The 24,016-nt window shown below is 49.2% G+C and carries 22 protein-coding genes and 1 tRNA gene; 5 read left to right on the forward strand and 18 right to left on the reverse strand.

Going from position 1 to position 24,016, the window contains the following annotated elements:
• Positions 1–96 precede the first annotated feature (96 nt).
• Positions 97–666: a hypothetical protein gene (locus E6W40_RS24835; RefSeq protein WP_136608316.1), complete on the reverse strand. Its 570-nt coding sequence runs from the start codon at positions 664–666 to the stop codon at positions 97–99.
• A 375-nt stretch (positions 667–1,041) separates the two neighbouring features.
• Positions 1,042–1,115: transfer RNA gene (locus E6W40_RS24840), tRNA-Arg, on the reverse strand.
• Positions 1,116–1,255: 140 nt separating this feature from the next.
• Here E6W40_RS24840 and E6W40_RS24845 point away from each other — a divergent pair.
• A complete protein-coding gene (locus E6W40_RS24845; RefSeq protein ID WP_136608317.1) occupies positions 1,256–1,549 on the forward strand; it encodes a magnetosome magnetite crystal formation protein family in 294 nt (97 codons plus the stop codon).
• Between the two features lie 75 nt (positions 1,550–1,624).
• On the opposite strand, the gene E6W40_RS30305 is transcribed toward E6W40_RS24845, so the two are convergent.
• On the reverse strand, positions 1,625–1,756 hold the full coding sequence (locus E6W40_RS30305; protein WP_272915022.1) for a hypothetical protein: 132 nt from the start codon (positions 1,754–1,756) through the stop codon (positions 1,625–1,627).
• 292 nt (positions 1,757–2,048) lie between these two features.
• Between E6W40_RS30305 and asnB the strand changes: the two genes are divergently transcribed.
• Positions 2,049–3,893 carry an asparagine synthase (glutamine-hydrolyzing) gene (gene asnB, locus E6W40_RS24850; protein WP_136608318.1) on the forward strand — a complete coding sequence of 615 codons (1,845 nt, stop codon included), beginning with the start codon at positions 2,049–2,051 and terminating at the stop codon, positions 3,891–3,893.
• Positions 3,894–3,988: 95 nt separating this feature from the next.
• Here the strand turns inward: asnB and fucU are convergent, their stop codons facing one another.
• Together fucU and E6W40_RS24860 are read right to left on the reverse strand one after the other, a co-directional pair.
• A complete protein-coding gene (fucU, locus tag E6W40_RS24855; RefSeq protein WP_136608319.1) occupies positions 3,989–4,414 on the reverse strand; it encodes an L-fucose mutarotase in 426 nt (141 codons plus the stop codon).
• A 131-nt stretch (positions 4,415–4,545) separates the two neighbouring features.
• Entirely contained in the window at positions 4,546–5,391 is an 846-nt protein-coding gene (locus tag E6W40_RS24860) for a helix-turn-helix domain-containing protein (RefSeq protein ID WP_168929043.1), read from the reverse strand.
• A 154-nt stretch (positions 5,392–5,545) separates the two neighbouring features.
• On the opposite strand from E6W40_RS24860, the gene E6W40_RS24865 reads away from it, so the two are divergent.
• Positions 5,546–6,343, forward strand: coding sequence for a histidinol-phosphatase (locus E6W40_RS24865; protein WP_136608321.1), 798 nt, complete (start codon positions 5,546–5,548; stop codon positions 6,341–6,343).
• Positions 6,344–6,442: 99 nt separating this feature from the next.
• Here E6W40_RS24865 and lacZ read toward each other — a convergent pair whose 3' ends face one another.
• From lacZ to E6W40_RS24915, 10 genes are all read right to left on the reverse strand, one after another.
• Complete coding sequence (lacZ, locus tag E6W40_RS24870) at positions 6,443–9,505, reverse strand: beta-galactosidase, LacZ type (protein ID WP_136608322.1); 3,063 nt, start codon at positions 9,503–9,505, stop codon at positions 6,443–6,445.
• A 39-nt stretch (positions 9,506–9,544) separates the two neighbouring features.
• Complete coding sequence (locus tag E6W40_RS24875; protein ID WP_136608323.1) at positions 9,545–10,369, reverse strand: carbohydrate ABC transporter permease; 825 nt, start codon at positions 10,367–10,369, stop codon at positions 9,545–9,547.
• Complete coding sequence (locus E6W40_RS24880; RefSeq protein ID WP_136608324.1) at positions 10,366–11,262, reverse strand: carbohydrate ABC transporter permease; 897 nt, start codon at positions 11,260–11,262, stop codon at positions 10,366–10,368. Before E6W40_RS24880 ends, E6W40_RS24875 begins: the two co-directional genes overlap by 4 nt.
• 111 nt (positions 11,263–11,373) lie before the next feature.
• Complete coding sequence (locus E6W40_RS24885; protein WP_136608325.1) at positions 11,374–12,675, reverse strand: ABC transporter substrate-binding protein; 1,302 nt, start codon at positions 12,673–12,675, stop codon at positions 11,374–11,376.
• A gap of 204 nt (positions 12,676–12,879) precedes the next feature.
• The gene (locus tag E6W40_RS24890) at positions 12,880–14,682 is read right to left on the reverse strand and encodes a cache domain-containing sensor histidine kinase (protein WP_136608326.1); all 1,803 of its coding nucleotides are present in this window, start codon (positions 14,680–14,682) and stop codon (positions 12,880–12,882) included.
• Between the two features lie 15 nt (positions 14,683–14,697).
• Positions 14,698–16,248: a response regulator transcription factor gene (locus tag E6W40_RS24895; RefSeq protein ID WP_136608327.1), complete on the reverse strand. Its 1,551-nt coding sequence runs from the start codon at positions 16,246–16,248 to the stop codon at positions 14,698–14,700.
• A 192-nt stretch (positions 16,249–16,440) separates the two neighbouring features.
• Positions 16,441–17,319: an endonuclease/exonuclease/phosphatase family protein gene (locus tag E6W40_RS24900; protein ID WP_136608328.1), complete on the reverse strand. Its 879-nt coding sequence runs from the start codon at positions 17,317–17,319 to the stop codon at positions 16,441–16,443.
• A gap of 139 nt (positions 17,320–17,458) precedes the next feature.
• Positions 17,459–18,094: an XTP/dITP diphosphatase gene (locus E6W40_RS24905; protein WP_136608329.1), complete on the reverse strand. Its 636-nt coding sequence runs from the start codon at positions 18,092–18,094 to the stop codon at positions 17,459–17,461.
• Positions 18,095–18,096: 2 nt separating this feature from the next.
• Positions 18,097–18,855 (reverse strand): ribonuclease PH, encoded by a 759-nt coding sequence (gene rph / locus E6W40_RS24910; RefSeq protein WP_136608330.1) that lies wholly within the window; start codon positions 18,853–18,855, stop codon positions 18,097–18,099.
• Positions 18,856–18,989: 134 nt separating this feature from the next.
• Entirely contained in the window at positions 18,990–20,057 is a 1,068-nt protein-coding gene (locus E6W40_RS24915) for a GerMN domain-containing protein (RefSeq protein WP_136608331.1), read from the reverse strand.
• 235 nt (positions 20,058–20,292) lie between these two features.
• Between E6W40_RS24915 and E6W40_RS24920 the strand changes: the two genes are divergently transcribed.
• Entirely contained in the window at positions 20,293–20,859 is a 567-nt protein-coding gene (locus E6W40_RS24920; protein WP_136608332.1) for a phosphatidylglycerophosphatase A family protein, read from the forward strand.
• Between the two features lie 62 nt (positions 20,860–20,921).
• Here the strand turns inward: E6W40_RS24920 and E6W40_RS24925 are convergent, their stop codons facing one another.
• From E6W40_RS24925 to E6W40_RS24935, 3 genes are all read right to left on the reverse strand, one after another.
• Positions 20,922–21,905: an MBL fold metallo-hydrolase gene (locus E6W40_RS24925; RefSeq protein ID WP_136608333.1), complete on the reverse strand. Its 984-nt coding sequence runs from the start codon at positions 21,903–21,905 to the stop codon at positions 20,922–20,924.
• Between the two features lie 16 nt (positions 21,906–21,921).
• A complete protein-coding gene (locus E6W40_RS24930; RefSeq protein WP_136608891.1) occupies positions 21,922–22,677 on the reverse strand; it encodes a class I SAM-dependent methyltransferase in 756 nt (251 codons plus the stop codon).
• 92 nt (positions 22,678–22,769) lie between these two features.
• A complete protein-coding gene (locus E6W40_RS24935) occupies positions 22,770–23,303 on the reverse strand; it encodes a GNAT family N-acetyltransferase (RefSeq protein WP_136608334.1) in 534 nt (177 codons plus the stop codon).
• Positions 23,304–23,483: 180 nt separating this feature from the next.
• Between E6W40_RS24935 and E6W40_RS24940 the strand changes: the two genes are divergently transcribed.
• A complete protein-coding gene (locus E6W40_RS24940) occupies positions 23,484–24,005 on the forward strand; it encodes a hypothetical protein (protein WP_168929044.1) in 522 nt (173 codons plus the stop codon).
• Positions 24,006–24,016: the final 11 nt, after the last annotated feature.

Genomic DNA, 24,016 nt, shown 5'->3' on the forward strand with positions numbered 1-24,016 from the left:
CCCCGTTTTTTGAGTAGGATGGACGTAAGCACTTGGAGTGGACGCTTCGTGAACGGACCGTTGTTCCAATCGCTGTGCTAACTGCTCAGTAGTTTCTTACCTGTCGCTCAGCTCAATCAACACTTCTTTTACCTTTTGCGAATCAGATGCATACCATTGCTCCAAGGATGAAAAATCGGTAGCAGCTACATCGGCTACCTTCAGCTTGATGGTCTTGCTTCCGGTCCAAAGGACTTCTGTTATAGGAACAAGCGGATGCTCGCTGTATAATGACTCCATTTCTGACGATTCGAAGGGTATTTTCGAGAGTGTTCTCAGGTCTACTGCTGCAATATAACTGCGCGTTACCATGCCACCCTCACTCGACCCAAACTGAAAAATTGCTCTGCTCTGGTCTTCTGACGTAATGCTGTTTATGAATAACCCGCTTGGCATATGCAGCCCTTCTGTTCTGCCATCTGTCACCTTGACCAGCTCTAAACCGCTGCAAAGTTTAGTCCCACAGCCGTAACCGACCACAAACAGATTTTCCTCACTTGTCTTCTTCACCGGATATGTACGTAATCTTGCGATCTCACCAGTTTTATCCTCTTGTTCTTGTAAGTAGACTGCAAGCTCTGGAAGGCTGTTAAGCTGTATTTCAACATCTTTATCTTCAACGTTCAAGATTAATATGCTTGGTATATCTGATGTTTCAGTTTTTTCAATATCATTAGTACTTCGTGCTGGTTTTGCGGTAGGAGCAGGTACATTACAGAGACTTGCGATTATGAGTATAGCAGCTGCACAAGCCGTCATAAGCAGGGCGATTTTTTTTTCATAGGGTATCTCCGGATTATTTGGAATTAACTACACCTTCACCATTTATTGTAATTCAGTTTATCCCTCCATAAAGCAAAAAGCCACTCCAACCCAGGAGGGATACAGCCCTTTCGGGCTGACTGCGATGCGGATGCTATCGAAGCTTATGCTTCGACGAACCCTGATGGGTTCTAATCCCTCCATAAAGCAGAAAGCCACTCCGAAGAGTGGCTTTCTGTACGTCCCAGGAGGGATTCGAACCCCCGACCGACGGCTTAGAAGGCCGTTGCTCTATCCAGCTGAGCTACTGGGACTTAGTATGTATGAAAAGTGATGCGTTTATTATTATAACTCATTTTTCGTAAAATTCAAAGGGAAATTTTAAATAATGAATCATCGGGAGATGCTCAGGGTAATATGATAACACCAACACTAATGTAAAGGAGCTTGCGCCATGCGTCAATTATTATCGGCCTTATCCTATTTCAGCATATTTTTCGCACCGTTTATATTCCCCATCATTGTCTGGATCGCATCCAGAGACCCATATGTTGCCATGCATTCGAAACGTGCGCTGATCTCGCATATACTGCCTTTCATCGCCGCAGTTCCGCTGCTTATATTAACGTTTGGAGCCAACCACCCAGGTTCGGTTCTCGGCTATATTCTCCTCTTCGTAATCATTTATTTCGGAACTTTTATTTACAATATTGTTAAAGGCATTCAGGTTTTGCGCGAATATGCTTAGGTTAAAAAATAAATCTCTTCCATTATATGTAATGAAAACCTCCGGCTTTCGGAGGTTTTTCACTGCAGGGGTTACTTATTTATTGCCAAAACGTCTTGGGCTTTGCGGAACAGCCATATTTCTGTCGTTCTTGCTCAGGACTTCCTCGGCAAATTCAGTTTGGTGGGCATACTTGTTGCCTTTCGTCTTTTTATACGTGAACGCCACTTTCGCTCACCCCCCTGCTATATAGTATGGGAAGCATAAGGGGCAGATATGAGCTTCAATTAATGGCTGGGCTTACAGCGTTACACAAGTGAAGGAAAGCGCAGACATTATCCTTTCCATGACAGCATCCCTCTTCTTGTGACAAGTTATCCCCTGTAGTCTTCGTTAAAGGACAGACATTTTATGCCCTTCTTCGGCATATAACTGTATCACTTTGACAAATGAAACTTAGGCAAATTCCTGAACAAGGAAGGATCACAGTGGACAAACGACAAAGAAAGGATGAGCCGTCATGTGCGGAATAACTGGTTTTGTTCAATGGAGTGGCGATTTGACGCAGGATTCGCAGACACTCGTAAAAATGACGGAAACCTTGACCCAAAGGGGACCAGATGCATACGGAACATGGATCTCCAATCCATGCGCCTTCGGTCATCGGAGGCTTAGCGTCATCGATCCGGAAAACGGGGCACAGCCCATGCTTGTATACGATGATGAGGATCTATACACCATAGTATATAACGGGGAATTATACAACGCGGCAGAACTCAAACAGGAGCTGCTAAAAAGAGGACATCACTTCCGGACGAATTGCGATACGGAGGTTCTTTTGGTCTCTTACATTGAATGGGGACCTGCATGCGTCGATAAATTTAACGGCATCTTCGCATTTGCCATCTGGGACAGCGTGCGCGAACAGGTATTTATGGCGCGTGACCGGCTTGGTGTAAAGCCCTTCTTTTACAGCATGATCGGGGGCACCCTGGTTTTTGGCTCCGAACCTAAGGCATTGCTACAGCATCCGAAAGTGGAGCCGGTCGTAGGCGCGGAAGGATTGGCTGAAATCTTTATTATCGGTCCGGCGCGTACACCCGGGCAGGGAGTTTACCGCGATATCCAAGAGCTGCGCGCAGGGCATGCCATGATTTTCAGCCGCAGCGGTCTGAGAAGTTATGCTTACTGGAAGCTCGACAGCCATCTGCATGAGGACGACACCGAAGCGACGGCGGCACAGCTCAGGGAACTGCTGCAAGATACGCTGGAGCGACAGCTCGTTTCCGACGTTCCTGTCTGCACACTGCTTTCCGGCGGGCTTGATTCCAGCGCCTTAACTGCGCTTGCCGTGCAGTATTATAACCGTACCGGGCAGGGACAGATGGACACCTACTCGGTGGATTACGTCGGCAATGACAAACATTTCAAATCCCATGCTTTCCAGCCCGGAGCCGATGCGCCTTGGATTCGCCGGATGGTCGAAGAACTGGGAACCAATCACCACTATATCGAATTTGATACACCGGAGCTGATCGATTCACTGAATGATTCCACACTGACGCGTGATCTGCCAGGGATGGCAGACGTGGACGGCTCCCTTTATCTCTTTTGCCGGGAGATCAAGAAAGGTGCCACCGTGGCTGTATCCGGAGAAGCTGCCGACGAAATATTCGGCGGATATCCATGGTTTCACCGGGAAGAAATGCTGAACTCCGGTACCTTCCCCTGGGCTGTGGCATCTGAAATGCGCGCAAGCCTGCTCTCTCCCGAAATCCGGGAATGGACGCGACCGATTGATTATCTTGGTGACCGCTATGCCGAAGCTGTTCGTGAGGTACCTAAGCTCCGTGGTGAGAATGGTAAGCAGGCACAAATGCGCGTGATGTCCTATCTGAATATTACCCGCTTCATGCCAACGCTGCTGGATCGCAAGGACCGCATGAGCATGGGGGTCGGCCTGGAAGTCCGTGTTCCTTTTTGCGACCACCGCCTCGTGCAGTATGTATGGAATATCCCCTGGGAAATGAAAATGACCGGCGGCCGGGAAAAGGGCATTCTGCGCAAGGCATTGGAAGGCGTTCTGCCGGATGAAGTTCTGTACCGCAAGAAAAGCCCTTATCCCAAAACCCATAATCCCGATTTTCTTGCTGCCGTCAAATCGCAGATGCTTGCTATTCTCGATGACTCCTCTTCCCCCATTCTTCCACTCATCAACCAGGAGAAAATTCTTGAGATTGCTGCCTCTCCTGAGGCATCCTCCAACCTGCCTTGGTTTGGTCAGCTGATGTCCGGACCGCAGCTTTTTGCTTATCTCGCCCAGGTCAATAACTGGTTAAGAACTTATAACATTACCATTAAATAAACTGCAGTTTCAGCACAAAAAAAAGCCCGTTTCTTCTGAAACGGGCTTTTACTTATGATGGGTTCTTAAGAGTGTACGACCGATGGTATCCAAGCTTACGCAATAACGCCTTTGGACAAGATTAAATTGCCGTACAAAGCTTTCTCCCCGGTCGCAACCACAGCATAGGCTTTTTGGGCACGCTCATAAAATTCAAAGCGCTCAATCTCAGCAAATTCAATACCTTCTTCCGCTTTATCCACCAAGCTGCGGAACACATCCCATACCGGAGTTTCCACCGGATCTCCTGGCATAACCTGCATTAGCATCACTGGATGGGTCACATAACTATTTAGCGGAAACAACTCAAGCGTAGCCTCCAGCAGCTCGGGAATCCCGTGACCATCGGCGCGGACCAATCTTTGCGCCATCGAAACGGCAGGGAAATTCGCGTCGGCAAATACGATCTCATCCCCATGTCCCATCTCGCACAGGATCTTCAGCAGCTCGGGCGATAGTAAGGGGGAAATACCTTTCAGCATCTTAAAACCTCCTTTAAGTATCCACACTACATGGGTGTCCTCTACTAATTACGACATCATGTGGAGCAATCCTTCTGAAGCTGCAAGAAAACATCTATCAGCGTTTCACTCTGCCAATAGACTCCGTATCTCTATAGTGGTGATTTGTACTGCTGACGGTACTTCAGCGGCGACAAGCCGGTAAACTCCTTGAAAATACGCCCGAAATGAGTCAGGCTTTCAAATCCGACCCTCTCCGCGATGTTCGCCACCTTGTCGCTGCCACGGGTCAGAAGTATTTTAGCCTCCTTGATGCGTACATTGTTCAAATATTCGGTAAAGGTAAATCCCGTGCTTTTACGGAATGTTTTGCAAAAATAAGAAGGGCTGATATAAAAGCGTCCCGAAATCTGCTCGATGCTCAGCTTTTGGTCATAATGCCGGTTTATATAATCAACGATTTCAAACGTTTTTTTGTGAATCGAGCTAATCACCGTCTGTTCTGCGGCAGGAGCAGCGGACATTTTACGGTGGATGAACAGCAGCAGCTGAAACAGCAGCGTTTTGAGATGAGGCTCATACCCTATCGGCATTTTAGTGAACTCATGGATCATTTGTTCAAGCAGCCTCTCTACGAAGCTCATCTCCTGACCCGACAATTTAACAAAGGGACGTCCCTGGCAGAAGCTCGACATCACATCGATAGCCAATCCCCCGGCAAACAAATCATCCAGAAATTCCTTCTTAAACTCCAGTGTGACCCGCTCAAAGGTTGCTCCGCTGGAATTGACCAGCTTATGGATTTCGTTCATATTGATGATGAGAAGCGCTCCACTGACCGCTTGATAGGCTTTATCATCGATAAAATAGCAAATATCGCCGGAAACCAGATAGAAAATTTCGTATCCGTTGTGATAGTGATGTGATGGCATACTGGACTGAAACTTCCGTTCCCGGTCAATATAAAATGTGGAAGCTTCATAGAAATCCGTCTCCATTCCATTCCGCCCCTCTGCTAACCTGATTCGTAAAATAAATGATAAGATATGTAGAAAATATCCCAAACATAATCCTATATGTAATGATTGTGATCTTATCATGCGGTATAGTGAGTTGCAAGATAAAAAAGACTGAAGGTTCGGAGGATCTCCCATGACATTTGATCTGCATACGCATCATAACCGCTGTGGACACGCTCACGGTTCCATTCGTGACTATATCAACGCCGCTGTAGAAAAGGGCATGCCGTATATCGGCATCTCTGACCATACGCCTTTCTTCGCGGAGACAGGCGACCATCCCTCTCCCGAAGCCAGTATGGCCAAAAGCGAGTTTCCCGAATACATCCGTGAAGTACTCGCCCTGAAACAGGAGTTTGCCGGGCAAATTGAAGTTCTTCTCGGCGTGGAAGCCGACTTTCTTCCCGATCATGTGGATTTGTACCGCAATATTTTACTTGCCTATCCTTTTGATTACATTATTGGATCCGTACATGATTTTGACGGTGTGAGCCTTTATGATACCAGCCATTGGGAACAGCTTTCGCCGGAAGGCAAACTTGAATTGAAGAACAGCTATTACAGCTATATTGCGCAGTCCGCCAAGTCCGGGCTATATGATATTTTAGGACATGTTGACGCGCTCAATCGCTACTTCCCCGGATATGACAAGCTGCGGACGGAGATGGCGGATTATACCCTGAATACTATCGCCACACATGACATCGTGATTGAGATCAATTCATCCGATGAGCTTTGGGTGCCGGATGGTTGGCTTCTGGAACGGGCATTGCATTATGGCGTCAAGGTTACCTTCGGTTCCGATGCGCATGAGCCGGCCAGCGTCGGCGAGTATTTTAACGAAATCCGGAAGCATCTCATGGAAATCGGATACCGGGAGTGGGCTATTTTCAAAAACCGGGAGCGGATTATATTGCCATTGCAAGTGTAGCATCTATGGACAATCAGCAGCTCTCATTCCATATCAAAAAAAGGAACCCGGCAGGTTAAAAGCTTGCCGGGTTCTCTCTGAGTGAAGTTCAGTTTATGCTTAGATCAAATTTTCCGCCTGGAGCCAGAACTCAAACTTCATATCCTGATCAGCAGGTATATGATACTCCTCATGTACAGGCGCTCCCCAGCTGTCATCTCCGCCAACGCCCATCTGGCGGCCGGCTATGGTCACAACCGTGTAATGAACCGGCGGCAGCTCAAAGCGATGACGTGCATGCTCAAGCTCAAAAGCGGTGTATGGCGAAATCCGGCATTCCACGGGTTGCTTCATAGGGGCCTTAACGAACAGTCCGGCTCCTTCTTCATCCACGATGCGAACGCTGCGGACTCCTGTGCGGTTACCTGATTCCTGAGGAACCAGGTAACCTGCTTCGCTGGCAGCAGCATCTGTCTCGAACAAACCGAGCCGTGCGCCAAAACAGCGATCGCTGTAGTTCTCTTCCGGTCCCATGGCGAGCCACTTCAACTTGTTATAGCGCGCTGGAATTTTGAAGCTTAGCGCAAAAATTGGCATGTCGGGCAGATCCGCTGCACCTTTATACTCCGATTGCACGCGGATACTTCCATCCGGAAACACCGTGTATTGAACGGCTGTTCCGACTTCTCTACTAATGCTCAGTTTATAGGTGAATAGGACGCTCACACTGGAGCCATCTTCAAGGATCGATACATTCGTGCATTTCGGTGCAAGGCTTGCTGCGTACCAGCCTGCGGCATGGAAATCCATGGCCGTTCCGCGGTCATTGTCCGTTGTTGCACGCCAGAACAGCGGCTGTGGCGGAAGCGAAATCATTTCCCTTCCGGCATAGCTCAGGGACACCAGAGTTCCCGCCTGCTTCGAGAAAATAACCGAGAAGTCACGACCATGAACGCCGATATTCACGTCTCCGTGAACGACTTCGAGCCCGTGTGGGCTTGAAGCCGCTGCTGTCTCCCCCGTAGCGCGCTTTTCGATGATAAACACATACTGCCCGAATGCGACTTCATGTCCCTGCTCAGCCCAAAGCGTACGTCCTTTCAGCTTCAGGGAGGCTTGAATGCAATACTCGCCCGCTATCAGCTCCTCATCTACCAGTCCAATCGGCAGTGTTTGCTTGCTCAGCGGAGCCGTATTGGCCGGGAGCCAGGTACGTTTAACCTCTTCTCCGTCGCGGTACAAGACGCATTCCAGATCATACGCCTCCATGCCGGTAAACAAATTTTCGTTTACGATCGACATGCTGTCACGATCCGGAATCAGTTTCACATTTTGGTATAGGAACTTGACCTCTTGCATCTTGGGCGACCACTTGCGGTCAGCATACACAATGCCATTACCGCAGAAATTATAATCGGTCGGACGGTCGTCAAAGTCCCCTCCATAGGCCAGATAAGGCTTGCCATGGCTGTCTTCCTTCAGCAGAGCTTGATCTATATAATCCCAGATAAATCCGCCCTGGTACATGGGGTACTTCGACTCCAGCTCCGTATACTTGTGCATGCCGCCGAGGGAATTGCCCATAGCATGCATATATTCGCAAGAAATATACGGTTTATCCGGATTGCTGTTCAAATAGGCCTCTATATCGACCGGCTTAGCGTACATCCGGCTCTCCATGTCGCTTGTATCATTGAATCTGCGGTCATTAAATACTCCTTCATAATGCACGAGGCGGCCCGGATCGGTATTGCGAAAATATTCAGATACCTGATATATGACTTCACCGCCAAAAGATTCGTTGCCGCAGGACCAGATCAAGATCGAAGGATGATTCTTGTCGCGCTCCAGCATGGAAACGGCACGGTCCATGACGATATCCTTCCATTCCGGACGGTCGCCCGGAACGACCCAAGACGGCTCAATCGCCCCCATCTTCTGCCAGGAGCCGTGGCTTTCCAGATTCATCTCATCGATAACATACATGCCATATTGGTCGCATAGCTCGTACCACAGGGTTTGGTTCGGATAATGTGAAGTACGGACTGCATTGATGTTGTTTTGTTTCAGCGTGCGAATGTCAAAGAGCATATCTTCTTTCGTAATGGCGCGTCCGCGGCGGCAGTTGAATTCATGCCGGTTTACCCCTTTGAAGACCAGTCGCTTACCGTTCAAGTGCATAACGCGGTCAATCATTTCAAATTTGCGGAAGCCGACCTGCTGCGGAGTGACTTCGATCAATTGGCCTTCGTGATCATAAAGGAAGATCAGCAGTGTATACAGCGCCGGAAGCTCCGCGCTCCAAAGGCGGGCATCCGCTGCAGCCAGCTCAACCGACAATCTCAGCTCTTCGTCTTCCTCCTGATCCATCCGCGCGCGCCCTGCTTCCACCCCGTCCGGGTCGATCAGAACAGCTTCGGCATGTCCAAAATGTTCTCCCTGTATCTGCACCTCAACACTTAGAAGACCATGTTGATACTGCGAATCGAGATCAGTACGGACAAATAAATCCCTCACATGCAGCTTCGGCACCGTATATAAATACACATCGCGGAAGATGCCGGAGAACCGCCAGAAATCCTGATCCTCGATCCAGCTTCCGGTACTGCGCTGATATACTTCAACGGCCAGCTTGTTCTGTCCTTGCTCTATAAAGGGCGTCAGATCAAATTCAGAGGGTGTAAAGCTGTCTTCGCTATAACCGACAAACTGTCCGTTAAGCCACACATAGAATGCAGACTCCACGCCCTGAAAGGAGATGTATACCGGCTGGTTACGCAGCGTGGAAGGCAATGCGAACTCCTTAATGTAGCTGCCTACCGGATTTCGTGTCTGCGGAAGCTGCGGCGGCCGCAGCTCCTCGTGACCATCCCAAGGATACATCGTATTTACGTACTGCGGTTTTGCAAAGCCCTGCAGCTGAATATGGCCCGGTACCTGGATCGTATCCCAGCCCCCGCTCTGATGGCTCACTTCATAAAAACCCTCGGGGCGGCTGTTCGGATGCGTGGAGTAAGCAAATTTCCATATCCCGTTCAGAGAATGTCTCAGGCTCATGTCCGCCTGCTCGCGAGCTTCACTTTCAGTGTGGTAATAACGGTGATCCGAATGCGCGGGCAAACGGTTGACCGCGAAGACGCTGACGTCGCTCAGCCAGTCCAGGCTGGGTAGTTCCCGTTTCATATAGCATCACTCCTGTTTTATGTTATATGGAGAAAATTCCTATTTCACTGAGCCCATCATACCTGCTACGAAATGCTTCTGCATCAGGAAAAATACGAGTGCGGTTGGCAGCGTGGCAATTACAATGGCCAGCATGATGATGCCGTAATCCGGTGCATATCCCGATCCCAGATTCGAGATCAGCAGCGGGATGGTTTTCTGCTCCGGTGACTGCAGCACAATCAGCGGCCAGAGATAGTTATTCCAGCTGGACATAAATGTGATAATCCCTGCCGCTGCATAGGTTGTTTTCATGGTTGGCATAAAGATCCGGAAGAAGATCCCGATTTCGCTCAGGCCGTCGATCCGGCCTGCCTCGATCATGTCTTTCGGAAACATCTTCGAGCTCTGCCGGAAAAAAAAGATCAGAAAAGCCGTCGTAACAGTCGGCAGTATTACCGCTGCTTTGGAATCGATGCCAATAAACGGCGCTGCATTGGACACATCAGCGAACATCCGGTACAGCGGTACCATCAAAGCCGCAAACGGAATCATCATCGACAGCAGCAGTACATTAAACACGGCGTCCTTGACCTTACTGCGAAAAATTTCAAAGCCATATCCCGCCAAAGAGGCAATGAGGATGGCAAGCACCGTGGTAACCACCGAAATTTTGGCGGAATTCCACAGCGCAGTGCCCAGGTCGGTAGTATCCAGCAAATTCTTGAAATTTTGAATTAAATGACTGCCGGGAAGCAGCCGGCCTTTGGTAACGTCGACCGATTTATTGGTCGCGCTGATCACCATCCACAGAAATGGAAATATGGATATAATCGAAGCAGTGCTTAGAAACACATACGTGAAAATACGTTTGGACTTCTTCATTTCCGATCACCTGCCACTCTGAATTGAATCAACGAAAGCACAATGATGATAATGACGATGGAATAGGAGACCGTTGCCGCATAACCAAAGTCCGCGGTGTACTTGAAGGATAAATTATATATATACTGCGAAATCGAAAGGGTCGAATTGCCCGGACCGCCTTTCGTAATATTCAATACTTCGTCAAACAGCTGCAGCGTTCCGATCGTCGATGTAATGGATGTAAACAGAATAATCGGCTTCAGCATCGGAATGGTAATTTTGAAAAATTGCTTAACGGAGGACGCTCCATCAATCCGCGCCGCTTCATAGATCGAGCTGTCAACATTCTGGAGTGCCGATAAATAAAAGATCATATTATAGCCGGTCCAGCGCCATGTAATGGCAATAATGATTGTGATTTTTGCCCAGAACGGATCGGTGATCCATTCGATGGGTGCCCCGATAATGGACAATTTCATCAGCATGGTGTTGATCAATCCGCTCGTTCCAAACAGATATTTGAATACGACGGAATAAGCAACCAGTGAGGTGACGCAAGGCAGGAAGATCGCTGTCCGGAAAAAACCGCGGAATTTCAGATTGCTGTCATTCAGCAGCACCGAGATAAACAGCGCCAGAATGATCATAATCGGCACCTGCACGATCAAGTAGATAAACGTGTTTTTGAGTGCCGTGAAAAAGGTTTTGTCCGTGAGCAGCCGCTCATAGTTCGACCAGCCCGTATATGAAAGATTGATTCCCCTGCCGGTTTTAAAAGACAGGATAAGTGCCTGAATCATGGGATAAAAGTAAAAAGCAGCTATCATTAATACCGCGATCAGGATGAAGCTCCAACCCGTAAAAGCGTTTTTGGCACGGATACTGGCTCCCTGCCGCTCTGTTTTCAACATGGTCCAATTCCCCTTTCGGTCAAAAATATAACCCCCGGACGCTTTCGCTGTCCGCGACTCCAAAGCGCCCATGGGGTTACACCAACTGCTATGAAACAAGCTGACAGCCGCTTATTTGATTTGTGCTTCGGCCTGAGACTGAGCGTCGCTCAGCACTTGATCCAAGCTTTTACCGTTCAGGAAATTTTGCATTTCAACCACGAGAATATCCTCGATCGCATATGTGGAAGTGCCATAGTTAACCTTTGGGATTTCCGCTGTCCACTTAGAGAAATCACTTACGGTCTGCTGTCCTCCGAAGAAGTCGTCCGGCTTCGTGTAAGCCTCGCCTTCGGCAGCAGCTTTCAGCGTACCGATCGCGCCAACTTTGGTAAGCAGGGTTTGATACATATCCGCATTCGAACCAAAGGTTTCTGCCAGGAACTCGGCAGCCGTATCCGATCCAGGAATGTTCATCACATACCAGGAGCTGCCGCCAAGGTTCGTTGCATGCACGGAATTTTTCGTTTCAGGCAGTTTTGGCATCGGCAGGATCGCCCATTTGCCAGACTGGGAGGCTTCTGCTTTTACCGAAGGCGTAATCCAGTTACCGGTTGGAACCGTAGCTACGTCACCGTTGTTAATGGAGGCAATAAACTGGCTCCAATCCGCATTGACCTTGACGATGTTGGACTCCATAAGCTCTTTATACAGCGTGAAGGCTTCCTTCAGTGCTGCATTATCCTTCAGATCAGGAGTCTTGCCGTCGCTCTTCAGATACCAGGATCCTGCAGACTGGATCATCATGCGCAGGATACCAAGGTCGTTCGGGTCAAGCGAAATGATGTCCTTGCCTGTTTTTTCTTTGATCTTTTTGCCGAGCTCGATGTACTGCTTCCAGTCCATGTCCTTCAGATCATCCAGCTTGTAGCCAGCCTGCTCGATGTAATCCTTACGGATATAAAGTCCGGCAACACCGGTGTCAAACGGAACGCCGTATTGTTTGCCATCATAGCTGGTCGTGCCGATCTTGTAATCGGCGAAGTCTTCAGGCTTGATTTTACCGGTCAGATCCGCAAAAGAATCCGGGTAAGCCTGGAGGAAGCCCTGCGCGCGGTAATCCTCAATCAGCACCGCATTTGGCAAACCTTTGGTCGTGCCGGAGTTAAGGCCGGTGTTCAGCTTTTGAATAATGTCAGCCTGCGCGAATTCAACAATGTTAACTTTGACATCGGGATGTTTCGCATTATAAGCCTCTTTGGCAATGTTCAATGCCGCAATGTTAAATTTCGGATCCCAAGCCCAGATGGTGATTTCCTTGGTTTTGGAATCGCCTTCGCCGCCGGAAGCCGTTTGATCCTTGTCTTTGTTACCCGAGGAGCAGGCAGTCAGCAGGACCATACAGGTCAGCAATAATACCATAACCTTTTTCATTGTTTCAGCCCCTTTTATGTGTTCATGTCTTCCCGGTATGGCAGCCTGCTTGTTACATCTGCAAGCGCTTACCACCAGGTCTGAAATCAGTGTAGCACCGGGGTGAAACGCATCGTTAGAAATTCCTTTGTGCAGACTTGTCATTTTATCAGAATGATGAATGCGCTTTCTGAAAGCGTGTGTCATTTCTTTGGATTCTAGTAATTATATTGGGTTTTCATCCCGATTGTCGTCCACCTCAACCAACGGCAAGCTGATACGCACTCTCGTTCCGTCTCCCATTTGACTCGTAATTGTAACCCCGTACTCTTCGCCGTACAAAAGCCGGATGCGTTCATGCACATTCACCACGCCGATTCCCGAGAACAGCTGCCGCGAGCTTTTATTTTTCCGATCCTTTGCAAGCTCCAGCTGCTCCATGTCCATTCCGTCCCCATTGTCGACCACCTCGCAGATCAGCCTGCCCGCTTCGGTTGAGATCAGTACATGGATGAATCCTTCTCCCTTTTCGTTAAAGGCATGGAAAAATGCATTTTCGATAAAAGGCTGAATCATCAGCTTCGGCACATGGTATCTGCTGCAATCCGGAGCAACAAAATAGCTTACACGAATGCGGCTGCCATAGCGCACATGATTAATAAATACATAATGCTTCAAATTGACCAGTTCCTGCTCAACCGTGATCGTCTCACTGACATTGCTGATCGTGTTTTGTAAAAGCGAAATGAGCGCATGGATCGTATCCACCGCCTTATCCTTGCTATCCTGCTGGACCAGAAACTTGACCGATGCAAGCGTATTATACAAAAAATGCGGATTGATCTGCTGCTGCAGGGCTGCCAGCTCCGCTTTGCGCTGCTCCTGCTGGGTGTGAACCAGACGGCCGACATAATCATTAACCTCATCCAGCATGTAATTGTACGCCTCGCCAAGCTGACGGATCTCGTATCCTCCGGAGACATTCACGTAGTTGTGGAAATTTCTGCGTGTCACCTTTGACATTTGGCGTGAAAGAAGCGTAAGCGAACGTGTCATTTTTCTGGAAATAAGAAACACAATCACCAGCGCGACCAGCACGATAATCAGACAGAGCAGGATAATGGATTTGGTATTAATCATCTGCCCGAGCACCTGCTGCTGATCGATCATATTCACCAAGTAAAAGTTATACGAAGGAAGATACTGGGCCAGCATCAGCTCGTCTTTGCCCATCATCTTCACCTTTTTAACATGCAGTCCCTGATCTTCGATTTCACGGGCATAAGACAGCAGCTCCGCATTTTTCTTTCCGATCAGTGCGGAATGATTGCTGGATATTACGGTTCCGGCGCTGTCGATGATGACAACATCATTGCCTTCGCTCGTAAAGCTGCTGTAAAAGGGCTTGAATTCATTTTCGTCAATCGTGATGTAGAGCATGCCGTATTCCTGTCCTGTCGTTGCTTCCTGCAGTACCTTGGTAGCCACGATACCCGGCTTCTGCCCTTCCTTACCGGAGCCCGAGTACAGATGGTACATCAGTTTTCCCGGATCAGCCTCTGCCTCATGGGTTAAAGCGCTGTTATATAATTCCCCCGCGGTCGGCCTGACAAAATTATAGTTACCCGAGAAGTTTCGTCCGTTCTTGCCCATTACGGCAACTCCTGCGGAATAAGCATCAACAAAGCTTTGAACCTTCCGCATCTGCTGCGTCATACCGTAATATGCATTCATTTCCTTGATCGACTCATTCGAACCTTTTTCAGTCAAAAAGGTTTTGAGCGTACCACTCTGCTGCGCCGTCATGGCCGCCAGCACATTCGAGTAATGGAATGATTCAAAATTGTTTGTGACCTGGTTCATCACCTTTGAGTTGGTAATGCTGAAGGTGTTCAGGAACAAATCCTCCGTCATGCGCAGGTTTGTCCAGGCAACAGAGACCGCAATGGCGATGATGCTCACAAACATAACGGCAAACATTTTGATGAAAAGGCCGTGGAATCTAAAGCGCTCCAAAAATGCTTTCATGGCTTCTCCGCTCTCCTATGCCTGATGCTGTCTCCGGTATTGGGTCGGGGACAATCCCAGGCTTTTTTTAAATACCTTGCAAAAATAACTGTGATCGCCGTAGCCGACCATGCTGCCGATTTCCGAAATGGGTGAATCGCTGTAACGGAGCAAATCCGCAGCTTTATTAATGCGAACCCGGTTTAAATGTTCCTTAAATCCCTCATGATGATGACCGGCAAAAAAGCTGGACAAATACGAAGGATTAAAATGAAATTGTCCCGCCATCGAGGTTAAGGTGATCGGCTCCGAGTAATGCTGTTCAACGTAGTCCAGAAGCAGTTTCATGCTGGAGTGCTCAGCCATAGAAGCCTTGGGCGGCTGCAGATGCAGCTGTACCTGCTCCTGGAAATCGTCCACGATGCGCTGAATGTCACTGATATGGCCCGCGTCATCGATCGCTTTAAAATACGAATATTTGGCTTCATCCAGCTGCTTCATGTCATAATTCATGCTGCCAATCAGATGGATGACGTTAAATATCATATTACCGATGAATGATTTAAACTCGTACACATCCGAAGTATAGTCAAGAGACTGAAGCCGGATATGCTCTCTCAGTTCCCCAAAGGCTTCATCCAGCTGGAGCCTTCGGACTTGCTCCATAAACGGCTGCAAGGCAAAAACATCAGCGGTTTCTGCAGCTGGCAGCTTCGAATCGATTAATGCGGTTCCAGCGGGCAGGAAGAACTGGTACCGAAGCAGGGCGAGCAGTGAGTCCGAGTATACGCTTCCAATTTGCTCTAATGACTGGAAAGATCGGCTCAGCACCCAGCGGGCGGCAATGGAGTTGCCCTCCTTTTCAGCAGATGGACGGAGAATTTCAAGTTTATCCGGTAACAGATCCCGCTCTTCTCTGCTGATATTCAGCAAATAAAGCTTCATATCCGGATATCCTGTCATCGAATAGCCCGGCATAGACATAGCTTTCATCTCCGGTAGGAGCGCTTCCAGGGATTCGACCACCGATTGTTCACCCTGCAGTTCATATTCCTCATGTGACCCAAGCAAATAGAAATCTGGCAGCGGGAACCAGTCCTTAACCAGAATCTTGTCCGCATTTGTCGCGTAGCCGCTAAGATATTTCTCCAGCACTTGGCTGATCGATACCTGACAGTCGGCTGTTGCAGGTACTTCCAGGGATGCAATTTTCGCTGCTGTTTTGCGCAGCACATCCAGCAGCTTGGACGTCTCCAGGTGTGGCTTCAGTATATAATCCGATACGCCGCTCTGGAATGTGGACCGCACATAGTCGAATTCGCTGAAGCTGCTCAGCACGACCACTTCGATTTCCGGCCAGCTATGCTTAATCATCCGTGTCAGCTCTTCGCCGTCCATGACCGGCATGACAATGTCCGTGAGCACGATATGCGGCCGCAGTTCCTTAATCAGCGCAAGTGCCTCCTTGCCGTTTGCTGCTTCGCCCACCATCCGAAAACCATCCAGCTCCCAGTTTAATAAATGCTTGATGCCCTGCCGCACCAGAAGCTCATCATCGACGATGAGGACTTTGCATAATTCTCTCATGTGTTCTCCCCCTTCCGAAAACATGTTCTTAATTATAGGATATTCCATTGCAAACCGTCTAGAAAGCGTTTTACATATCCTGATTGTGAAAAAAATGGCAGACCAAGCATTTGCCTCTTGGTCTGCCATTTCTATAGTGATTGGATTAGCTTCATTTCCGCCGCGAAGAGCTGTTGGAATAAAGAGTTTCCCTTACACAATGCGGATATCGGATACCACCGGAAAATGATCCGAAGGCATCTTGCCATCATAATGGTCAGTAATTGAACCATAGCTTAGTACCTGAATCTGCTCGGTTACGAAGATAAAATCAATTGGATGTTCAAATTCAATCTCATGCTTCTCCTGCTGCTCCAGAAAAGCCGGAAACATCCGTGCAGCCACCTCCCTGGAATCAAAGCCCTGGAAGGTGAACGCGGGACCGAAGTGCTTATAATCTGCAACCGTACTGGTATCACGCAGTAAGGCGGTCCCCGGTTCGTTCTGCTGGATGAGGACCCGGTAGGGGAGGGAATCCGATGTAACGTTAAAGTCGCCAGTCAGCACAGCCGGTATGCCTGCCGCGAGTTCCGAAATCCGCTCCAGAATCAGATAAGCGCTTCTCTCCACAGCCACTTGCCCTACATGATCAAAATGGGTATTGAAATGCAGGATGGATCGCCCGGTATATGTATCCTGAAATTCCGCCCATGTCACCACACGGCTGCAGGCGGCATCCCAGCCCATTGATCCTGGCTCCTCCGGATGCTCCGACAGCCAGAAGGTGTCCTGACGCAGTGGCTTCAGTCTGTTCTTACGATAAAATATGCAGGAGAACTCTCCTTCCCTATCGCCGTCGTCCCTTCCTACACCAACCCAGCCGTATTCCGGCAGTAGCGATTGCAAGTCCTCCAGCTGGTTATAAAGCACCTCCTGCATGCCGACCAGATCCGGACGATGAAAACGGATAACGCCCGCCACCAGCTCCTTCCGGCTGATCCAGCCGTTTTCGCCTTCCATCTCGTAGGCGTTTTTGATGTTATAGGACATGCAGCGCAGGTCATGTTCCACATTCAGCTTCTCTGCTGACATTCCTCTCACTCCATTCTGAAAAATTAAACTCCAATATGCCCCATCATATCAAAAAACAAGGTACAGCAGAGGCTTGGCAAAAAAATAAAGACCATAACAGCCCGGTAACCGAAGCCATTGTGGTCTTGAATGATGCTTATTATATTTCCTGCTGCTGCTTCAGCATGCCGATCAAGCTCCGCAGGGCTGCACCCCGGTGGCTGATGGCCTGCTTTTCTTCCACAGACAGCTCTGCCATCGTTTTTTCATACTCCGGCAGGTAGAAAAGAGGATCATATCCGAAGCCGCCACAGCCGGCGGGCTCGTCTGTAATCAATCCGTCCACTGCACCGCTGGCTTCCATGGAAGCGCCAGTCGCTGGATCATACAGCACCAGAGAACAGACGAAGCGCGCCGGACTGAGAAAAGGCTGATTCGTATCCTCTCCCATTTTCTTGTCCTCCAGCATACGAAGCAGCTTGTCGTTATTTTCCTGATCCGTGGCATGCTCCCCGGCAAAACGTGCCGAGTATACACCCGGGCGGCCATCCAGTTCATCTACACAGAGACCGGAATCATCCGCAAGAACCGGCAGACCCAGAGCATCCCCGACCGCCTTCGCTTTCTTCAGCGCATTTTCGGCGAAGGTTACTCCGTCCTCCACTACATCCGGCAGCTCCGGATAATCGAACATGCTTTTCACCTGTTTTCCAAGCTGGGCAAACGCATGCTCAAATTCCTTCACCTTGCCCGGGTTCCGGGTGGCCACAATGATGAGTTCACTATCCAGAATCATGCCTAAACCCCTTTCCCCGTTTGGCCGGAGCCAATCATGAGAGCAATCGGTCCAAGCAATTCCTTCTGTTTCTCAATCAGCTGCAAAATCCCCTTCTCCCCGAGCTCCAGAAGCTGATTCAGCTCTTCACGGGTAAATGGACTTTCTTCACCGGTTCCCTGCAGCTCGACAAATGCTCCGCCGCCGGTCATCACCAGATTCATATCAACCTTGGCGCTGGAATCTTCCTCATAGTTGAGGTCCAACAAAGGCTCTCCATTCACGACACCTACGCTAACCGAGGCCAGATAGTCCGTGATTGGGAATACCGGCAGCTTGTGCTGCTGTGCGATTTTGCTAACAGCGATCGCAAGCGCGACGAAGGAACCGGTAATCGAGGTCGTACGCGTACCGCCATCGGCTTGAATGACATCACAATCAAGCGTAATCGTACGCTCTCCCAAAGCACGAAGATCAACAACGGAGCGCAGTGCTCTTCCGATCAGCCGCTGAATTTCCATCGTCCGGCCGCTGAGCTTGCCGCGCGCGCTCTCCCGCTGATTACGGGATTGCGTCGCCCGCGGAAGCATGGAATACTCCGCCGTCACCCAGCCTTTTCCCTGTCCCTTCAAAAATGGGGGAACCTTCTCATCTACTGTTGCCGTACATAATACTTTTGTATCTCCCATTTCTATGAACACGGAGCCTTCCGCATACTTGTTCACATTTACTGTCAAATTCATCGGTCTAAGCTGATCGCTGCTGCGTCCGTTTGATCTCATCTTTTCTGCCTCCTACATTTACGCGTCCTGTGATATGGAATGAACTGAAAATTGGTTTAGCTTTGGTTCATTCTATATATAAGCAACTTTCATTTTAACAAAGTGTCGGCACAAAAGCACCCTTGAAAGGCGGTTTACAGTGGAATCTCATTAATATACTCAGGTCTTGACACCGGCTTGCTGTAATCCTGGTTGTCAAAGCCAATCACCTTGGTCTCCTCATTCATATCAATTTTCACCTTTGGATTGCCGGCATTTTCGGCTATAGTCAGGACGACGGATTGGAGGAGTTCGTTAGGAATCTTCTCATCCTTCTCGAACATATCATCCTTCAAGGAAACCGTAACGGTTCCGTCCTTGGCTGTTTTTACCGAGTTTACAGTGGTTCCGTCAGTCATGACTTGCTCCAGTCCATCATTCTGCTGCGGACCATGGATGAGCTCGTTCAGAGCTGCTTTCAATTTATCCTGTCCAGGCTGCACCAGCCGGGTTACAGGCACGTAGTAAGATACTCCATCCTCAGATAAGGTTGAAAAATAGACCGTTACCGGTGTCGAGTTCGTCAAGCTGGCGCCATCCGCCTTTTGCAGATTGATGCCAAAGCTGCGGCTAAGCGGCTGGTTCAGCGGCGTGCCCTTAAGCGGCATTTCCGTCAATGCTTGGCCGTCGACCATGAACTGCACCTTCTGCACACCGGAGAACCCCGTTAACGTCCAGGTGACAGCTTCCACTATTTTGCGCTCATCCGGCGCGTTATATTTGTTAATCGCACTGTTGAATTCCACAACCGCCAGTTTTTGCTCCTTATCCACGGTTACACTGTTAATCTCGGTTCCCTTTGGCAGCACGCCGGAGAACCCCTTCGGCACATATTTAGCATAAGTTCCACCCGTCACGAGTGCTTGAAGCGCCTGCTTCATGTTGTCGGTATCTTTTGCTTCAGGAATCCCCAAGGAAACAGGAGCCAGCAATCCTTTTTCATTGGCCAGATAAACGGTCGTCTTCGGTCCAGTTTGCTCGGTCTTATTGGTTGTCGCTGAGCCTCCGTCAGTCATGTTCAGCATTTGCTGCTCTACTGCTGCAGGCGGCTTATCGATATCCATGGAAGACTGTGAGCCGAACAAGCTGCAGCCGGACAGCAATACAGGAACAGCCAGCAATCCGGCAGCGGAAATGCCGCGAATTTTACTACCTTTTTTCATATGCATTGTTCCTCCTAATCATTTTGTACAGATTGTACTATCATGTATACGAGCCCTCTCTTCAAAAAATAACAGCTGGTCCGATAAAAAAACTTCCAGCGGTGTACTTTTACGGGAGACGCACTTCTCCTTAGCGGAGGTTTTTCTTGCAATGGAAGAATGTTTGGGTAAAACTGGACAAACTGTATGGGAGAAACGTACAATCTTACTACCATAACGATAACGGGGGGATAAGATGAGTGATCCGAACCATGAAAAGATTCCGTATAGTTTGAACAGTCAAAAGGTAGCCAGCGCGACCCGGGAATGGCTCCATAAAAGAGGCGTAAAACTCGAGGAAATTGCGGAGCTCGTCATGCTCCTTCAGAAGAAATATTATCCCGATCTGACGATGGAAGAATGCATGGACAACGTGGATAAGGTACTAAGCAAACGCGAGGTGCAAAATGCGGTGCTAACCGGCATCCAGCTCGATGTGCTTGCGGAGGAAGGTAAGCTTTTTTCACCTCTGCAGGAAATGCTCGAAAATGATGAAGGCTTATATGGCGTTGATGAGATTCTGGCCTTTTCCATCGTCAATGTGTATGGCAGCATCGGATTTACGAACTATGGATATGTGGACAAGCTGAAGCCGGGTATTCTTGAGCGTTTGAATGATAAAAGCACAGGTGAAACACACACCTTCCTGGACGACATCGTTGGCGCGATTGCGGCCGCGGCAAGCAGCCGGATTGCACACCGGAAACAAGCCGAACGTGAACAGCAGGTTGAGGGCAATGAGCTTGTAATTCCGGAAGATTAAAATGAAATGCTAAAAGGGACGGCTCAATAAGAGCTGTCCCTTTTTATAGCGTACATATTCGCTCACATCATCTTGTATTGAATCATGTCGTCCTCATTGTGAAATGCTGCGATTCGTCCTCTGCGCTCCAGCTCCCTTGTATGGGCGAGGGTCTCGCACATGGCAAACCGCATCTGGTGGATACCCAGCTTGCTGCTGAAGAGCGAGACGCATAGCTCATAGCCTGATGCCGGAGCTGAACCGAGCAGCTGCTCCATCTTCACCAGCCGCTCTTCATGATGGAGCAGCAGCGCCTCAAGCCGATCCTCAAAATGCCGGAAAGGGTTCCGGTGCCCCGGATATGCGGTGCTGACCTCCAGATTCTTCAGCTTTAGCAGTCCCATCAAAAAGGATTGCAGCGGCTCCGGATCACTGCCCGGCATCAGGCTAACGTTCGGCGAAATCTGCGGGAGGACGGCGTCACCGCATAGAATATCGCCGCTCTCTTCATGGTAAAAGGATAGATGCCCCGGCGCATGCCCAGCAGTTTGAACCGGCAACCAGTCCCTTCCGCCCATTGTGAACAGCTGTTCGGACGGAATAAAAGATACTTCCGGAAGCGGTGTGATCTGCGGCATAAAACTGTTCATATGTACTTCAAGCTGATCCGTCCAATCCGCGGGCATTCCCTGTCTGCGGAACAAATCAAGTAAATCCGAGTTCATCGTGGATTGTGGTCCCCACATCCGTTGTGTTTCCTGAAAAGATCGCTCCGACATCCATACCTTGCAGCCTGTCTGCTGCTGAATCCAGCCTGAACAGCCCAAATGATCCGGATGGTGATGAGTCAGGACAACAGCCTCTATATCACTGAGGGCGATACCAAGCTCCCGAAAAGCCTGGTTCCACTCCTCCTCATTCTCCGGCGTATGGGGCCCTGGATCGATAATGGTCAATCCTTCCGGTCCGCGCAGAACATAGCTGTTCACCCAGCGAAGCGGGAAGGACATGGATATTTTCACTTGAATGATTCCATTGTGATGATCTGTTATTTCCGGCATGTTCACGTCACTAAACCTCTTTTCACATCTCTTGCGGATGAGGGCGATGGCCCACGAAAATCATCCGTTCTGAAGATTCCTCCAGGTAGTTTTCATCCTCGTCGTATCCTCCATGAACCTCATCAATGACGAGTCTTGACGCTGCAAGCATCTGTTTCATTTGCTCCAACGTATATAGCTTTACCCGTTCATGGTAGTGGCGTTCTTCGCCATCACCATCCTGCGGAATGATCGTGATATCCTTTTTCACAAAGTTATCCTCGATCTTCCGTTTTTCTGCAATCCGCTGGCCATCCGTTTCGCGTTCGGATTCCGGCACCAGATGGGACCGAACATGGGGCGAGTTCATAAAATCGATGATGAAACAGCCACCGGGCTTTAGCATTCTGTAAATTTCCTGTAGTACTTTCATCTGCTCCTCATCCTCACGGAAATAACCGAAGGACGTAAACAAATTCAGCACGGCATCAAAATCCCCATCTAGCGGAAGCTCCCGCATATCGGCTTGATGCCATTCCACACGCTGCTCCGGGTCCATCTTCCTCGCCTCCCGCAGCAGCACTCCTGACAGGTCCACACCACTCACGCGGTAGCCCGCATCTGCCAGTGCCAGCGAATGACGGCCGGTGCCGCAGCATAAATCAAGCACCCGGGCGTCCTGCGGCAGATCCAGCCAAGAAATCATTTTTTTGACCTCCCGCACAGCCCCCGCCGCATCTCTGTGTTTATATACAAGCAAATAATCTTCTCCAAAGCTTTTTTCATACCAGTCTTTGATCATGATGTCCCTCCGAATATGGTGTCATTTTATAATTACAGTAAAATGCAACAGCATGAACCATATTCTGCCCATCGATGTTTAAAAGAACTTCATTTCGTTTCATAATCCTGAATCAAAATGGAATAGAGATATGAATCAACAAATCCGCCCTTGTTGGAAAGGAGATGCTCGCGCAGATGACCCTCTTTCTGCATGCCGAGCTTCTGCATCACACGCTCCGAGCCTGTATTTTCCGGACGGCAGGTCGCATAAATCCGGTGCATATCCAGCTGCCTGAAGCCCAGTTCGAGCATGGCTGCCGCACTTTCGAAAGCATATCCCCGGCCCCAATGATCCGGGTGGAAGCAGTAGCCGACTTCTCCGTTAAAGCCGTTCTTATACAGGCCGACGCCGCCGATCATCTCGCCGCTGTCTTTCAGCGTAACCGCAAACTCATATCCTGTGCGCGGCTCTTGTTGCTGCATTGCCAGCATCGCTTCGATATGCTCCTGTGTCTCTTCCGGCGAATTGGGACCCCACAGCGTATATGTCGTCACGAGCGGATTCGAAGCATATCGATGCACGCCGGCATAGTCATCCTGATGATATTCACGAATGATAAGTCGATCTGTTTCCATGATCATGACGATCCCTCCATTTTTACGGACCTATTGCTTCCAGATTAAAGCAAGATCGGTTCCTTGCCAAGTGGAGTCGCGGACAATGGTCACCGGAACCGTGTAACAAATGGATGCTGCAAAGCGTTCTATATGTTAGAAATCAAGCCTGCGGAGGGATCCTATATTAAAAAGAAGAGTACGTACATGCTTTTGCTTCTGTTTCTTTTGGTTGTCACCGGCTGCCAGAACCGCAATACGATGAATGGACCCCTGTATAAAGGACGGCCCTTAACCATAGGCGTGATCGGCGATGAGCCCGTCGTAAGGGAATCAAACATTACTTTCAAGCCACTCACACTGGAGGAGCTGGAAAAGAATCCGGCGAAGCTTTCATCGCAATTTGATGCCGTCTTCATTACCAAGGATTATTTCCGCGAAGCCTCTGAACCACAATACACGAAAGTTTACAAAACGGCCGCTATCCCCTTCATCTTTATCAAGCTGGATAAACTGCTCACCGCATATACAGTTGAGCAGTTATCCTATGATGACGTTCCGGATGCTTTTAACCTTATGTTCGCATCCGCCGTCTATCAAGCTCCTGGCGCAGATGAACCGAAACTGTGGGGATTCGGCCTGTACAACGATGTGGAAAACGAAACGAATGTCAAAACCACATACTCCACCATTTTTAGTTCAATTGAATCTAAGCGCATTGGGAAATGAAATCAAAAACG

It is taken from the genome of Paenibacillus dokdonensis (genome assembly GCF_004916975.1).
GTDB classification, from domain to species: Bacteria; Bacillota; Bacilli; order Paenibacillales; family Paenibacillaceae; genus Paenibacillus_AQ; species Paenibacillus_AQ dokdonensis.

What these genes read in the sequence shown, in the direction of transcription:
- E6W40_RS24845 (WP_136608317.1), top strand. Translation starts at nt 1,256, where the DNA reads ATGCGTCAATTATTATCGGCCTTATCCTATTTCAGCATATTTTTCGCA.
- asnB (WP_136608318.1), top strand. Translation starts at nt 2,049, where the DNA reads ATGTGCGGAATAACTGGTTTTGTTCAATGGAGTGGCGATTTGACGCAG.
- fucU (WP_136608319.1), bottom strand. Translation starts at nt 4,414, where the DNA reads ATGCTGAAAGGTATTTCCCCCTTACTATCGCCCGAGCTGCTGAAGATC.
- E6W40_RS24860 (WP_168929043.1), bottom strand. Translation starts at nt 5,391, where the DNA reads ATGGAGACGGATTTCTATGAAGCTTCCACATTTTATATTGACCGGGAA.
- E6W40_RS24865 (WP_136608321.1), top strand. Translation starts at nt 5,546, where the DNA reads ATGACATTTGATCTGCATACGCATCATAACCGCTGTGGACACGCTCAC.
- lacZ (WP_136608322.1), bottom strand. Translation starts at nt 9,505, where the DNA reads ATGAAACGGGAACTACCCAGCCTGGACTGGCTGAGCGACGTCAGCGTC.
- E6W40_RS24875 (WP_136608323.1), bottom strand. Translation starts at nt 10,369, where the DNA reads ATGAAGAAGTCCAAACGTATTTTCACGTATGTGTTTCTAAGCACTGCT.
- E6W40_RS24880 (WP_136608324.1), bottom strand. Translation starts at nt 11,262, where the DNA reads ATGTTGAAAACAGAGCGGCAGGGAGCCAGTATCCGTGCCAAAAACGCT.
- E6W40_RS24885 (WP_136608325.1), bottom strand. Translation starts at nt 12,675, where the DNA reads ATGAAAAAGGTTATGGTATTATTGCTGACCTGTATGGTCCTGCTGACT.
- E6W40_RS24890 (WP_136608326.1), bottom strand. Translation starts at nt 14,682, where the DNA reads ATGAAAGCATTTTTGGAGCGCTTTAGATTCCACGGCCTTTTCATCAAA.
- E6W40_RS24895 (WP_136608327.1), bottom strand. Translation starts at nt 16,248, where the DNA reads ATGAGAGAATTATGCAAAGTCCTCATCGTCGATGATGAGCTTCTGGTG.
- E6W40_RS24900 (WP_136608328.1), bottom strand. Translation starts at nt 17,319, where the DNA reads ATGTCAGCAGAGAAGCTGAATGTGGAACATGACCTGCGCTGCATGTCC.
- E6W40_RS24905 (WP_136608329.1), bottom strand. Translation starts at nt 18,094, where the DNA reads ATGATTCTGGATAGTGAACTCATCATTGTGGCCACCCGGAACCCGGGC.
- rph (WP_136608330.1), bottom strand. Translation starts at nt 18,855, where the DNA reads ATGAGATCAAACGGACGCAGCAGCGATCAGCTTAGACCGATGAATTTG.
- E6W40_RS24915 (WP_136608331.1), bottom strand. Translation starts at nt 20,057, where the DNA reads ATGAAAAAAGGTAGTAAAATTCGCGGCATTTCCGCTGCCGGATTGCTG.
- E6W40_RS24920 (WP_136608332.1), top strand. Translation starts at nt 20,293, where the DNA reads ATGAGTGATCCGAACCATGAAAAGATTCCGTATAGTTTGAACAGTCAA.
- E6W40_RS24935 (WP_136608334.1), bottom strand. Translation starts at nt 23,303, where the DNA reads ATGATCATGGAAACAGATCGACTTATCATTCGTGAATATCATCAGGAT.
- E6W40_RS24940 (WP_168929044.1), top strand. Translation starts at nt 23,484, where the DNA reads ATGCTTTTGCTTCTGTTTCTTTTGGTTGTCACCGGCTGCCAGAACCGC.